This window comes from Rossellomorea aquimaris (assembly GCF_000935355.1).
Lineage (GTDB): Bacteria > Bacillota > Bacilli > Bacillales > Bacillaceae_B > Rossellomorea > Rossellomorea aquimaris_B.
Map to the genome: position 1 here is coordinate 857,071 of NZ_JXZC01000001.1, position 14,200 is coordinate 871,270.

Annotated in this window: 12 protein-coding genes; all 12 read right to left on the reverse strand. The window is 42.3% G+C overall.

The genetic code is table 11. From position 1 onward, the window contains the following. Positions 1-2: 2 nt before the first annotated feature. On the reverse strand, positions 3-3,569 hold the full coding sequence (smc, locus tag TV75_RS04335) for a chromosome segregation protein SMC (RefSeq protein WP_044337424.1): 3,567 nt from the start codon (positions 3,567-3,569) through the stop codon (positions 3-5). Between the two features lie 11 nt (positions 3,570-3,580). Then, positions 3,581-4,327 carry a ribonuclease III gene (gene rnc / locus TV75_RS04340; protein ID WP_044337425.1) on the reverse strand — a complete coding sequence of 249 codons (747 nt, stop codon included), beginning with the start codon at positions 4,325-4,327 and terminating at the stop codon, positions 3,581-3,583. Between the two features lie 192 nt (positions 4,328-4,519). Next, on the reverse strand, positions 4,520-4,753 hold the full coding sequence (acpP, locus tag TV75_RS04345; RefSeq protein ID WP_032088865.1) for an acyl carrier protein: 234 nt from the start codon (positions 4,751-4,753) through the stop codon (positions 4,520-4,522). 93 nt (positions 4,754-4,846) lie between these two features. Continuing rightward, positions 4,847-5,590 carry a 3-oxoacyl-[acyl-carrier-protein] reductase gene (gene fabG, locus TV75_RS04350; RefSeq protein ID WP_044337426.1) on the reverse strand — a complete coding sequence of 248 codons (744 nt, stop codon included), beginning with the start codon at positions 5,588-5,590 and terminating at the stop codon, positions 4,847-4,849. Continuing rightward, positions 5,591-6,535 carry an ACP S-malonyltransferase gene (gene fabD / locus TV75_RS04355; protein WP_044337427.1) on the reverse strand — a complete coding sequence of 315 codons (945 nt, stop codon included), beginning with the start codon at positions 6,533-6,535 and terminating at the stop codon, positions 5,591-5,593. 1 nt (position 6,536) lies between these two features. Beyond that, positions 6,537-7,526 carry a phosphate acyltransferase PlsX gene (plsX, locus tag TV75_RS04360; RefSeq protein ID WP_044337428.1) on the reverse strand — a complete coding sequence of 330 codons (990 nt, stop codon included), beginning with the start codon at positions 7,524-7,526 and terminating at the stop codon, positions 6,537-6,539. Beyond that, entirely contained in the window at positions 7,527-8,108 is a 582-nt protein-coding gene (fapR, locus tag TV75_RS04365; protein ID WP_044337429.1) for a transcription factor FapR, read from the reverse strand. Between the two features lie 92 nt (positions 8,109-8,200). Further along, entirely contained in the window at positions 8,201-10,252 is a 2,052-nt protein-coding gene (gene recG / locus TV75_RS04370; RefSeq protein ID WP_044338009.1) for an ATP-dependent DNA helicase RecG, read from the reverse strand. Beyond that, positions 10,239-11,132 carry an L-serine ammonia-lyase, iron-sulfur-dependent, subunit alpha gene (gene sdaAA, locus TV75_RS04375; protein ID WP_044337430.1) on the reverse strand — a complete coding sequence of 298 codons (894 nt, stop codon included), beginning with the start codon at positions 11,130-11,132 and terminating at the stop codon, positions 10,239-10,241. The genes recG and sdaAA overlap by 14 nt, the downstream gene beginning before the upstream one ends. A 49-nt stretch (positions 11,133-11,181) precedes the next feature. Next, positions 11,182-11,844, reverse strand: a complete 663-nt coding sequence (gene sdaAB, locus TV75_RS04380; RefSeq protein ID WP_044337431.1) for an L-serine ammonia-lyase, iron-sulfur-dependent subunit beta — start codon at positions 11,842-11,844, stop codon at positions 11,182-11,184. Positions 11,845-11,940: 96 nt separating this feature from the next. After that, positions 11,941-13,605, reverse strand: coding sequence for a DAK2 domain-containing protein (locus tag TV75_RS04385; RefSeq protein WP_044337432.1), 1,665 nt, complete (start codon positions 13,603-13,605; stop codon positions 11,941-11,943). A gap of 15 nt (positions 13,606-13,620) precedes the next feature. Next, the gene (locus TV75_RS04390) at positions 13,621-13,983 is read right to left on the reverse strand and encodes an Asp23/Gls24 family envelope stress response protein (protein WP_034755738.1); all 363 of its coding nucleotides are present in this window, start codon (positions 13,981-13,983) and stop codon (positions 13,621-13,623) included. Positions 13,984-14,200: the final 217 nt, after the last annotated feature.

The following is a 14,200-nucleotide window of genomic DNA, read 5'->3' on the forward strand; positions in this document are numbered from 1 at the left end:
ATTTAAGTTTCAAGTAGTTCCTTTGTTTCCTGTAGTCTGACTGATACCAATTTGGACACACCGGATTCCTGCATCGTTACACCGTATAGTACGTGGGCTTCCTCCATGGTACCCTTTCGATGAGTGATGACGATGAATTGCGTTTCGTCACTGAATTTCTTTAAATATTGGCTGAACCTCTGCACATTTGCTTCATCAAGGGCTGCCTCAACCTCATCCAATATACAAAATGGCACAGGCCGAATCTTCAGGATTGAAAATAGGAGTGCAATGGCCGTTAAGGCCCTCTCCCCGCCCGACATGAGGCCCAGGTTCTGCAGCTTCTTCCCAGGTGGTTGCGCCACTATATCCACCCCGGTATGAAGAAGATCTGATGGATCTGTCAGCTTTAACTGAGCTCGTCCACCACCAAACAAGGCTTTAAATACACCTTCAAATTCCACTTGAATGGCCGTAAAGGTTTGATCAAAACGCTTGATCATTTCTGTATCCATTTCATTAATGACTAGATATAGTGTGTCCTTCGCTTCAGTTAAATCATTCTTTTGATCAACTAAAAATTCGTACCGTTCTTTTACTCGTTCATATTCATCTATGGCACCGAGATTGACGGTCCCCAGCTCTTCTAAGGCCAATTTCACAAGTTTCACTTTCTTTCTTGCTTCTTCAACCTCGATCGTCAATGGGTAGTCGGACTTAGCCGCTTCAAATGAAAGCATATACTCATCACGTAAATGATCAAGTCTATTTTCAAGTTCAACATCAAGACGATTGATCTTTACTTCCTCGTCCCTCAAAGCTCCAACCAATCCTTTATGCTGACGCTTTAATTCTTTTAACTCAAGTTCCTCATCTTCAACCCTATTTTGAAGATTCAAACGCTCTTCACGACGCAAAGAGATCAGGTTAGAAGTTTCAGCTTTTTGGACGGCACATTCTTCTGCCTTCTTCCCGAGCTGCTCCTCACCTGAAAAGTTATCCTTCATTTCTGTCTGCAGCCATTCTAAATCATCCTGCAAAGTATCTTTTCGCTTGTTAGTTTCGACGATTGTTTCCCGCACACGATTTAACTGATTACGACTATTAACCAGTTGCTCATTTCGCGCGGCCAGATTCGCCTTAATATCACTTATTTCGTTCAATAAAGCGTCCTTGGATGTTCGTTCACTATTCTTCTGGAGAGTAAGCTCGCTGATCTTTTGATCGAGTTTTGTAATCTCTTGCCCTATCTCATTGAGGGACTCCCTTAATTCCTTCGTCCTGGAATCATGCTTTTCTTTAACCGACGTAAAGTCTTTTTTCTCCAAGTCGTATAGGGAAAGCCTTTCATCCAGATTCTGTTGGGATAATTCATTTTCACGAAGTTGGGAAAGCAGTTCTTGCTCCTTGAGTCTCAGACGCTCTCCCTTCACTCTCATTTCTTCCAGCTTCTTTTCTCTGAAACTGCTCTCTTCTTTGAGTGATTTGACTTGAGATTGAAGCTGTTCAGTCTGAGTTTCCATTGAAGAAAGCTTCGCTTTCATTTCTTCAAGCTCACCTTTTCTGGAAAGAAGAGAATTTTTTTTCTGCTTCATCGCACCACCTGACATGGATCCACCGGGATTAACAACATCCCCATCCAGTGTTACAAGACGATAGCGATATTGTACAAGCTTCGCGATTTCATTAGCTCCCTTTAAATCTTTTGTGATGATTACATTTCCAACCAGGTTGGAGATCACCATTTGGAAGCGCTGATCATAATTCAGGAGGTCGGTTCCAACCCCAATAAAGGATGAATGACCCTTCAGCATGTTTTTTTGACTATCAGGTATCGATTTCCCTTTGATCACGTTCATCGGTAAGAAAGTAGCACGGCCATATTGATTCTTCTTTAAGAAAGCAATGGCTTTTCGGCCATCTTCTTCAGTGTCGACCACGATATGCTGCATGGAGGCTGCCAGAGCAGTTTCCATAGCAGTTTCATATGATTTAGGTACAGTAATCAGTTCCGCAACAGCTCCTTGAACACCTGTTAACAGACCGTCACGTTCTTTCAAGACTTCTTTTACGCCTTGGAAGAAACCTGTATAATCTTCTTCCATTTCCTCAAGCATTTCTTTACGTGATTTTGCTTGTTGCAGAAATTGGAAAGCTTGATAAAGGGTTTTTTCTTGCTTTTCATATTTTTCTTTAACCGATTCAAGCTTTTTCTGTTCCTCTCGATAGAAGAATATGTGCTCATCGATTACCTCTTTTTGTGCTTGCAGCTCTTTCGAAAGTTTTTTGTGACCCAATTGCAATTCATCGCGCTGGATGACATATTTTTCATTCTCTGCTTCTAATCGGCCGCTTCGGTTAGATTGCTGCTCCAGTTGTTGCTCAAGGTACTGAATTTCATTTTTAGCTGACGCCTGCTGATTCAGCTTCTCAATGTAATCGCTTTTGAAGGATTCTATTACATCTTCAATATTCTCATTATAATGCTTAAATTGATTCTGTTTCGTTGAAAGCAGTTCTTTTAGTTCCTTAACACCTGAATCAATAGACTTGAATTCCATTTCTGCTTTTTCTTTTTCAGAAATCAGTTGTTGAATTTGCTCCTTGGCTTCTTCTATCGAATGCTTTAATTGAGATTCGTTGGAAGACGAATTTTTCTTCCGTTCCACTAATACTTGCTTCCTGCCCTCAAGTTTCTCCAATTCTTCACTTGTTGCCAGGAGCACTTCCTGAAGATTTGAAATCGACTCATCAAGAGCTGCAATTTTATCCCGGGTTTGGGTTAGAATCGCTTCTTTCTTTTGTATACGCGTGGAAAGTGCCTGTTCTTCTTTTCCATGTTTTTCGAATTCTTCACTGAGCTTTTCCCATTGCTTATGTAAATCCTCAATATCATAGACCGTCAAGGCAACCTCGAACTTCTCCAGCTCTTCTTTTTTCTCTAAATAATCACGTGCCATCGAAGCTTGGATTTTAAGGGGTTCTACTTGCCCTTCCAGCTCATGAAGAATGTCATTCACTCGATTTAGGTTTTCCTGTGTTTCGAATAACTTATTTTCAGCCTTTTTTTTGCGAGATTTATACTTCAATACGCCAGCTGCCTCTTCGAAAATGGTTCGTCGTTCTTCAGGCTTACTATTAAGGATTTCTTCCACTTTCCCCTGACTGATGATGGAGAATGCTTCTTTCCCCAAGCCTGAATCCATAAATAATTCAATAATGTCTTTCAGTCGACAAGGCTGTTTATTGAGAAAATACTCACTATCCCCTGAACGGTACACTCGTCTAGTGACACTGATTTCACTGTAATCAATCGGAAGTGCTCCGTCTTGATTATCCAATACGAGTGTAACCTCTGCTATGTTAAGGGCTTTTCTTGAATCACTGCCGGCAAATATAACATCTTCCATCTTCGATCCACGAAGACTTTTGGCAGACTGTTCGCCAAGCACCCAGCGGATCGCGTCGATAATATTGCTTTTCCCACTGCCGTTTGGTCCAACAACAGCAGTAACACCCGGTACAAATTCCACGGATATTCTTTCTGCAAAAGATTTAAACCCCATTACTTCTAGTTGTTTGAGGAACATCTTCTTTCCCCCTATTTAGCGTCTAGCTTTTGTTTTAGCTTCTCAAGAGCCTTCTGTGCGGCTTGTTGTTCGGCTTCTTTCTTAGATCGGCCTTTTCCAATACCTAATTCATCGTCATTTAAGCTGACACGGGAAATGAACTGACGGTTATGGGCAGGCCCGCTTTCTTCAAGAATGCTGTATTCAATCATTCCTGCACTGCCTCGCTGAACTAGTTCTTGCAGCTGGCTCTTATAATCCATCACATGAGAAAAAGCACCGACATTGATCTTTGGATAGACAACTTTTTCAAGGATTGAAATGACTGTATCTAACCCTTGATCCAAATATACCGCTCCGATAAACGCCTCAAAGACATCTGCGAGTAGTGCTGGTCTTTCTCGACCACCTGTCATTTCTTCTCCTTTACCAAGTAAGATGAGCTCTCCGAAATTCAGTTCGATCGAGAATTTCACCAAGGACGGCTCACATACTATGGCTGCCCTTAATTTCGTAAGTTCACCTTCACTCATCATTGGATACTTCTTGAAAAGAAATTGAGAAACCGTTAATTCCAGGACGGCATCTCCAAGAAATTCTAAGCGTTCGTTGTCTTCATAAGGCTTCCGACGATGCTCATTCACATAGGATGAATGAGTAAAAGCTTGTTTTAACAGTTTTTCATCATTAAAATGAATCCCGATTTCATCTTGAAACGTTTTGAACTTTCCATCATTTTTATATCTGGATATTCCTTTATTTCTGCTTTGCTTCCGCATAAGGCACTCCACCTTGCTCTATATGTTCTCATTATATACTAATCAAGTTTATGCTAAAAAAATCATTTACGCAAAAGTTTCTTGCATATGTTAGAACACAAATAAACTTGGTAGAGGTGAGACCTCTACCAAGTTTTAAATGGTTTTGAATGAAAGATGGGCGTTTGCCCATCTTTTTATTCAATCTAACGATTAAGCGTTTGCTTTTATGTAGTTCACAGCATCACCTACTGTGCCGATTTTTTCAGCATCATCGTCAGAGATTTCCATGTCGAATTCATCTTCAAGTTCCATAACCAGCTCAACTACATCAAGGGAGTCAGCTCCTAGATCTTCTTTGAAAGAAGCTTCAAGAGTTACTTGAGATTCATCTACACCTAGACGATCAACGATAATTTTTGTTACACGATCTAATACTTCTGCCATTTTTGTCACCTCCCATCAAGTATTATAGAGAATTTTGCCTCTAATGAAAAGAGTATACATGAAAACGATCAATAATTTATTATTTCCTTGCCGTTACATGACCATTCCGCCATCGATATGAAGGGTTTGGCCTGTCATATAAGCAGCTGAGTCAGATGCAACAAATGTTACAACCTTCGCAATATCCTTGGGGTCACCAAAGCGGCTTAAAGGGATTTGCTTTAACATTTCATTACGCACATCTTCCGGCAGCTGATCCGTCATATCCGTTGAAATGAAACCCGGAGCGATCGCATTCACTGTGATTCCACGGGGTGCCAACTCTTTTGCTGTTGTTTTCGTTAATCCGATTACACCCGATTTAGCAGCCACATAGTTTGCCTGTCCGGGGTTTCCACTCACACCCACAATCGAAGAAATGTTGATGATCCTGCCGCTTCTTTGCTTCATCATTTGGCGCGTAACGGCCTTTGTGCAAAGGAATACACCCTTAAGATTGATGTTAATGACATCATCCCATTCTGCTTCTTTCATCCTCATCAATAAATTATCTTTCGTAATTCCAGCATTGTTAACAAGAATATCCACGGAACCGAATTGACCAATCGTTTCCTTTACCATGGCCTGAACAGCCTCACTATCCGATACATTACATTGTACGGCAATGGCTTCTCTGCCTAAACCTTTAATTTCATCGACGACTTCGTTAGCCTTCGCTTCACTTCCTGAATAGTTTACGGCAACATTACAGCCTTCGCGGGCAAGCTCAAGAGCAATTTCCCTGCCTATTCCCCGGGACGCACCCGTTACCAGGGCAACTTTTCCTTCTAAATTCATTTAAGCTTCCTCCTTTAACGCTTGAATGGTTTGTTCTAAGGATGCTTCATCTTGAACAGCATACGTTTTCACCCGTCTATTGACTTTCTTCACTAAACCTGAAAGGACTTTTCCGGGTCCAACTTCGATAAACGTGTCCACACCTAATTCAAGCAGGTTCTCAACAGAATCTTCCCATTGAACGGGTGAGTATAATTGTTCAATCAATAAACGCTTGATTTCTTCACCATCAGTCACAGGTTTTGCCGTCACATTCGCAACGACCGGTATAGCCGCATCTTCAATCGTGATTGAATCTAAGATTGAAACAAACTGGTCTGCAGCAGGTTTCATTAATTGAGAATGGAACGGACCACTCACTTGAAGTGGGATGACTCTCTTCGCTCCAGCTTCTTTCGCTTTCTCTGAAGCAAGCTCCACACCTTTCACCGTACCTGAAATCACAATCTGACCAGGACAATTCAAATTTGCCAGCCCAACTGGATGTCCCTCATTTGTTACAAGATCGGTAACTTCTTTAAGGGGTCCTCTTGCCATGCCCAGAACAGCAGCCATTGTACCTTCTCCACTTGGAACCGCTTCTTCCATGAATTCCCCTCTTTTACGAACAGCATACACCGCATCTTCAAATCGAAGGGCGCCGGCAGCCACCAGGGCGGAATATTCACCTAAGCTGTGACCCGCTGTATAATCTGCTGTGATGCCTTCAGCCCTTAAACGGTCAAGAATCGCGACGCTTGTCGTTAATAAAGCAGGCTGAGCATTCGTCGTTTGGGTAAGTTCCTCTTGGGGCCCTTCAAAAATAACAGTTGATAGCTTTGTATCCAATCTTATGTCCGCTTTATTGAAATACTCCTGTACTTCAGGGTATTGATCAGCCAATTCTTTTCCCATCCCGACTGATTGAGAACCCTGTCCAGGAAAAATGAACGCGATTTTACTCATACTATTCCACACTCCCCTTGATGGCATCTTTAATTGTATTGGAGACATTATTCTTTACCATTTCCCTGGCTTGTCTCATAGCATTATATAAAGCAACTTCATTTGATGAGCCATGGGCTTTGATCACCGGTGCTTTTAGACCAAACAAGCCCGCGCCTCCATACTCTGTATAATCCAGCATGTTCTTCATTTGCTTTAAATCATTTTTCACTAACCCGGCGGCCAATTTATTTTTTGTCGATGCTGTAAATGTCTTCTTAAGCATCGAGAAAACAGAAAGAGCCGTCCCTTCAATCGTCTTCAACACCATATTCCCGGTAAATCCATCGGTTACTACGACATCCGCAGGACCTTCAAGTAAGTCCCTGGACTCAACATTCCCCACAAAATGAATAGGGGCGTCCTTTAGAAGTTGGAAAGATTTCTTTGTTAATTCATTCCCTTTTTTATCTTCAGTCCCAATGTTTAATAACCCTACACGGGGATTGTTGATTCCTCTTACTTTCTCAGCATAAATGCTCCCCATTATTGCATATTGAAGGAGATGTTCAGGCTTGGCATCAACATTCGCCCCTAAATCGAGCATGAGAAATCCTCTACCATCCAATGTAGGGAGGGTTGGTGCCAAAGCAGGGCGTTCAATCCCATCAATTCTGCCTACAATGAATAACCCGGCTGTCATCAGGGCACCTGTGTTTCCTGCAGAGATGCACGCATCAGCTTCCCCATTTTGAACCGCCTGGGCCATCAATACCATAGAGGCATTTTTCTTGCGTTTGATGGCTCTTACAGGTTCATCTGTCCCCTCTATCACTTCATCCGTATGAACGATTGTCAATCGATCAACTGGTGAGATGTACTGCTTGATTTGGCTTTCATCTCCGAATAAAAGCACTTCTATATCGTTAAATTCCTTCAATGCGCGCTTTACACCAAGAACGATTTCTTTAGGAGCATGATCTCCGCCCATTGCATCAACGGCTAACTTCATCTACGCTTCATCCTTTGCAGATTTTTTAGAGCGATACATTTCAAATTCACCAGTGAAAACGAGCTCGCCACCGACTAAACTTTGAACTTCCACCGTTGTTCGATCCTTTTGATCTTTCGTATGTATCACTTTTGCTTTCGCGACAACACGCTCCCCTTCCTTTACAGGTCGGGTGAAACGGATTGTTGACTTAGCCGTCAATGCTAAGGCATCATTAATGACGGCTACCGCGAGAGAGTTTGCTTGAGCGAACAGATGATGTCCTCTCGCTATCCCATTCCTTACGAAAACATGTTCTCGTTTCACATCAAAAATGGAAATCGCACTCTGATCTAATTCTATATCAATGATTTCTCCTATGATCTCTTCAATAGGTAATGCTTTCACTTCATCTTCAAACGATTTCTCTGCTACATATTTAATCCGTTCACGAAGCTCCGGTATCGACAATTCCATACGATCCAAACGGATTGTCTGTACGCTCACTCGAAAACGCTCAGCTAACTCTTCGTCTGTTATAAAAGGGTTTTCCTTTATCGTGCCAGTAAGGTTTCCCTGTCTTTCTTTTTTTGAGAGTCTCAATATCAACACCGTCCAGTATTAGTACTAGGTACTAATAGTAGTATATAATCTAAAAAAGCAGATTGCAAGAAATAATCTCACAATCTGCCTTTCTAGTCCAGCTTTTCACCTTCTAATATCCCAGCAACAGACAGATACGCCCGAAGAGGTTCAAACTCAGGGTCCCTCCAGAAATAATCGGATTGGATTAAGGTTGCGGCATCATCTCTTGCAACTTCCAACGCACGATAGTCATGGACCATATCTGCCACTTTAAATTCAGGAAGCCCACTCTGCTTTCTACCGAAGAAATCCCCTGGACCCCTCAGCTCCAGATCTTTCTCGCTCAAAACAAATCCATCATTGGTTTCGGTCATGATCTTCATTCGTTCTTTTCCAACCTCCGTTTTCGGTTCGGCCAGAAGAATGCAATAGGACTGATGTTCCCCGCGTCCAACTCTCCCCCTTAGCTGATGAAGCTGAGACAGCCCAAAGCGTTCTGCATCATAAATAAGCATAAAAGTAGCATTTGGAACATTCACACCTACCTCGACTACTGTGGTGGACACAAGTACTTGAAGGTGATTTGCACTAAATTCCCTCATCACTTCATCCTTCTCATCAGGGTGAAGCCTTCCATGCATCAATCCGACATTGTATCGTCCTTCAAAGTAGTGCCGCAATTGATTGTAAACATCGATTGCATTTTGAACATCCAGTTTGTCAGACTCTTCAATCAGAGGACAAATCACATAAGCCTGTCTGCCTTGATCCAGCTCCTTGTCCATAAATGAAAGCACCCTTGATAGCATATCCGCTTTAGCCCAGTAAGTTTCAATCGCCTTTCTTCCAGCTGGCATTTGGTCGATAATACTTACATCCATCTCACCAAACACGGTAATGGCAAGTGTTCTTGGGATGGGAGTCGCTGTCATAAATAATACATCAGGGCTTTCCCCTTTTTCCCTTAGGACCCGTCTTTGATTTACCCCAAAGCGATGTTGTTCATCGGTTACAACGAGTCCAAGAGACTTAAATTGCACATCCTCCTGAATAAGTGCGTGTGTTCCAATGAGAATATCTATTTCTCCCTCTTTTAACTTTTCTAATAGGAGCCGTCGTCTTTTTCCTTTTACGGAGCTTGTTAACAGGGCAACCGACAGGCCCACCGGTTCCAATAATTCACTCAGAGAATTTGCATGCTGTTCTGCAAGGATCTCTGTCGGGACCATTAAAGCCCCTTGAAATCCTGCGGTTACACTCGAATAGAGCGCGATAGCCGATACGACTGTTTTCCCCGATCCGACATCCCCCTGCAAAAGCCGGTTCATACGGAAAGGAGACTTCATATCTGCTGAGATTTCATTTACTACCCGCTTTTGCGCATCGGTTAGAGGAAACGGCAAAGACTCAATGAACTCTTTGATTTTATTTAAATCATAATTTTGTTGGACACCAGAGGAATGTTCTCTTTCAAACTTCCTAAGTGCCTGCATCTTCAGTTGAAACAACAGGAACTCTTCATACACAAATCGTCTTCTCGCCTGCTTCATGTCTTCAGTAGAGTCAGGGAAGTGCAGATGATAGAGAGCATCTTTTCTGCTGGAAAGCTTATATTTCTCCATGAGGTGGTGGGGCAAATTCTCCGTCAACAAATAACTGTAGTCCTGAAAACCCTTTTTAATGAATTTTCTAAGTGTGTTGTTTTTTATTGAGCCCTTCAACGAATAAACAGGTTCAAAATCTCCCTGTTTTCCGTGCGGCCCCGACTGAAAATGCTGAACCGTAATGATTTGCCTATTCTTATCCCATTTCCCTGTCACCGTCACCGTATCATGAAGGTTTATTTTCTTCTTTAAATACGGCTGATTAAAAAATACGGCCTGAACTAAATTTCTCCCTACCAATATCCGGAGGGTCAAGCGTGATTTTTTTCTCCCATAATACATCAACGCAGGTTCAGAATGGACCTTTCCTTCCACTGTGACACGTTCATCATGGGCTACTTCCTCTAAGTCCCGAAGCCTGTAATCCTCGTACCTGTAAGGCAGATATTCTAACAAATCCAGAACAGAGTAAATCCCCATTGCATTCAGCTGCACAGCTGTTTCTTCACCAATCCCCTTTATGTTCTGGATCGTTAGTTCTTCATTATGAGTCTTCACGTTTATTGAGGGAAACCCCAAAAATTTTCGCTTCCAGCTCTCTGCCTGTAGGGGTGGCAGCCAATCCACCTTGAGCTGTCTCTCTCAGCGCCACTGGCATTGTTTGACCGATTTTATACATGGCGTCAATCACTTCATCACACGGAATACGGCTCGTTATGCCCGCAAGTGCCATATCCGCTGCTACCATTGCATTGGCCGCCCCCATCGCATTCCTTTTCACACAAGGTACCTCAACGAGTCCCGCAACCGGATCACACACAAGACCTAACATGTTCTTTAAGGTAATGGCCATGGCCTCGGCTGACTGGCTCGGTGTGCCCCCCGCCATTTCTACGATGGCAGCTGCAGCCATCCCACTGGCAGAACCAACCTCTGCTTGACATCCGCCAGCTGCACCTGAGATGGAAGCATTATTTGCTACAACAAAACCGAACGCTCCAGACGCAAATAAGAAGCGAATCATTTCATCTTTTGTAGGATTCAGCTTATTTTTCACCGCAAACAAAGTCCCCGGCACTACCCCCGCAGAACCTGCAGTAGGTGTGGCACAAATCGTTCCCATTGCTGCATTCACTTCGTTCGTCGCCACCGCTTTACTGACTGCATCCAAAATGGTTTCCCCACACAGTGAGCGGCCTGAATCAATGTATTTTTGCAATAATACGGCATCCCCACCTGTCAATCCGGAATGGGATTTGACACCTTCCAGACCTCTGGCTACAGCCTGTTCCATCACTTCAAGGTTTTTCTCCATTTGACTGTATACTTCTTCAAATGTTTTGCCTGTAAACTCGATTTCTTGTTCAATCATAATGTCAGAAATCTTCTTGTTCTGACTTTCAGCAAGTTCGACTAACTCCGCTACATTTCGAAACATTAATATGACCTCCCTATCTAAATGTAAACGCTATCATTAAATAAATTGATTAATCGGAAATCCGGGTAACCTGCGTAATATTGGGCAGAGATGTTAATTCATTGATGACAGCCTCATCAATCGGCTGATCCACTTCAATGGTCATCAATGCCATCTGACCTTTCTCTTTGCGTGAAACATCCATATGTCCGATGTTCAATTGATGTTTGGCAATGACATTGGATACAGATGCAATCGCTCCAAATCGATCGTCATGAACAACTAATATGGCAGGATGGTGACCTGAAAGCTTGAGCTCAAAACCATTGAGTTCTATTATTTCAACTTTCCCGCCTCCAATGGAGATACCGACTAATTCGATTTCACCCTGCTCGTCTCCCATCCTGATACGAGCCGTATTCGGATGATCCGTAATGGCGTCTTCCTCTTGAAACTTGATTTTTATTCCTTTTTGCTTTGCTACATTGATTGATTCGATAATTCGTTCATCATATGTATCATAATCAAGGATTCCACCTACAATGGCTACATCTGTTCCATGACCTTTGTATGTTTTTGCAAAAGATCCGTAAAACGAGATCGTCGCCCATTTAGGTTCCCGACGAAACAGGTTTCTCGCCACTCTTCCTATTCTCGCTGCACCAGCCGTATGTGAACTTGATGGACCAATCATTACGGGACCAATAATATCAAATACACTTTTGTATTTCATGACTTTTCCCCCTCACTTAACATCCGATCTATAGTACCATTCTAACATAATTGAAGGGGACAACCTCCATATAGAGCTGCCCCCTTCCTTTATTCCTTATTCAACTGAGAATATATAGGAGTAAAGTGGTTGTTTACCATTATGAACTTCCACTTCGACATCTTCATAGTGCTCTTCTACATACTCTTTTAATGAATGCACATCCTCTTCTGTTACATCCTCACCATATAGAATGGTTAAGATTTCAGAGTCCTCATCCAGCATTTTATCTAATAAGCTTTGCGCTGTCTTTTGACGGTCGTGATCAGAAATGACTATCTTACCTTCAGCGATTCCCATAAAGTCATCTTTCGCAATCGCAACACCATCAATATTCGTATCTCTTACAGCAAACGTGATTTGACCCGTTTTGACCTGCTTTGAAGCTTCAGTCATTAACTGCTTGTTGTCTTCAACAGAGGCTGATGGATTAAAGGCAAGTAATGCAGCCATCCCTTGAGGTACTGTCTTCGTTGGGACAACAGCTACTTCCATTTCAAGGACTTCTGCCGCTTGATCTGCTGCCATAATAATGTTTTTGTTATTCGGCATGATAATGACTTTCTTGGCATTCACTTCTTCAACAGCTTTCACGATATCCTCCGTACTTGGATTCATCGTTTGACCACCTTCTATCACTGAGGTAGCCCCGATGCTCTTGAACAAGTCGGAAATCCCTTCACCCATAGCCACCGTAACAATGGCAAAGTCAACTTCTTTTGGTGCAGCAGGGGCCTGAGCTTTCACTGGCTTTGTTTCACCAACGATGCTGCTGTGCTGTTGTCTCATGTTTTCAATCTTGATATTGATGAGACTTCCGTATTTATGACCATACGTCAATACATCCCCAGGTTGTTCGGAATGGATATGTACTTTAGCTAATTCGTCATCACTTATGACAAGCAGTGAATCACCGAATTCACTTAAATCCTGACGGAAGTCTTCTTCCACAAAGGATTGTTTGTCTTGTTCAAATCTGACCATGAATTCAGTACAATAACCAAACTCAATATCTTCTGTGCTCATGAAATCCTGAGCTGTTTTGTGATGCTCAGCACTTACAAGATCATTCATGGAAGGTAACGAAGCTTGATTTGAAACCTTTTCACCCTTTAGCTCGGCTAAAAAGCCTTCATATACGAATAATAGTCCTTGTCCACCACTATCGACTACTCCTACTTCCTTTAGAACAGGAAGTAAATCAGGTGTACGATTTAATGAAGCCTGTGCCTCATCAACGATTGCCTGCATAACCTTTACGAAATCAGATTCCGTTTCAGCTGCCGTCACACCTTTTCGTGCAGCATCTTTTGCAACCGTTAGAATCGTTCCTTCAACAGGTTTCATCACCGCTTTATAAGCCGTTTCCACACCTGTTTGAAGTGCGTTGGCAAACTCTTCACTCGATAAGGATTCTTTCCCTTCAATCGCTTTACCAAAGCCTCTGAACAATTGGGATAAGATAACACCTGAGTTACCTCTTGCCCCCATTAATAACCCTTTCGAAAGGGCAGCAGCCACATTTCCAATATGATCTTGAATATGGTTCTGGACTTCCTTCGCTCCAGAAGTCATTGATAAATTCATATTTGTTCCAGTATCACCATCAGGAACAGGAAAAACGTTAAGCGCGTCAACCAGCTGCGCGTTGGCAGATAATTGAGTGGCACCTTGTATCACCATCTGGGCAAAACGTTTTCCTTCCAAAGATGTAATCGACACGAATCTTCCTCCTCACTACGGGTTCGTGACACGAACCCCCTGCACAAAAATATTTACTGAATCTACCGCCAAGCCGACGGTCTTATCAAGAGTATATTTAACCTTGGATTGTACGTTATGAGCAATCTCAGAAATTTTTGTACCATAACTCACAATGATATACATATCAATATGTACTTCCTCTTCATCTTGACGAACAATCACTCCGCGAGTGAAATTTTCCTTGCGTAAGATATCTGTGAAACCGTCTTTAATTTGGTTCTTTGAAGCCATTCCAACAATTCCGTAGCAATCCACCGCTGCACCTCCAGCAATCATTGCAATGACATCATTCGTAATATCAATTTGTCCGTACTGCGTTTTTAATTCGATGGACATGGAATGTTTTCCCCCTTTAATTACATGCTTGGCTAAAAACATTTTACTATAAGTATGCTGTTTTTGAAAGCTAAACTATTATCTCTACGTGATTTGTTGGTTATGCCATCTATTTTTTCCTTAATATGCAAAGATTAATCATTCATACTTCAAGTGAAGTGAGTGATGATAATCGTGTCCGATCGGCCATGTTCCAGATACTTAATCGAGAAATTTC

What these genes read in the sequence shown, in the direction of transcription:
- smc (WP_044337424.1), bottom strand. Translation starts at nt 3,569, where the DNA reads ATGTTCCTCAAACAACTAGAAGTAATGGGGTTTAAATCTTTTGCAGAA.
- rnc (WP_044337425.1), bottom strand. Translation starts at nt 4,327, where the DNA reads ATGCGGAAGCAAAGCAGAAATAAAGGAATATCCAGATATAAAAATGAT.
- acpP (WP_032088865.1), bottom strand. Translation starts at nt 4,753, where the DNA reads ATGGCAGAAGTATTAGATCGTGTAACAAAAATTATCGTTGATCGTCTA.
- fabG (WP_044337426.1), bottom strand. Translation starts at nt 5,590, where the DNA reads ATGAATTTAGAAGGAAAAGTTGCCCTGGTAACGGGTGCGTCCCGGGGA.
- fabD (WP_044337427.1), bottom strand. Translation starts at nt 6,535, where the DNA reads ATGAGTAAAATCGCGTTCATTTTTCCTGGACAGGGTTCTCAATCAGTC.
- plsX (WP_044337428.1), bottom strand. Translation starts at nt 7,526, where the DNA reads ATGAAGTTAGCCGTTGATGCAATGGGCGGAGATCATGCTCCTAAAGAA.
- sdaAA (WP_044337430.1), bottom strand. Translation starts at nt 11,132, where the DNA reads ATGTTTCGAAATGTAGCGGAGTTAGTCGAACTTGCTGAAAGTCAGAAC.
- sdaAB (WP_044337431.1), bottom strand. Translation starts at nt 11,844, where the DNA reads ATGAAATACAAAAGTGTATTTGATATTATTGGTCCCGTAATGATTGGT.
- TV75_RS04390 (WP_034755738.1), bottom strand. Translation starts at nt 13,983, where the DNA reads ATGTCCATCGAATTAAAAACGCAGTACGGACAAATTGATATTACGAAT.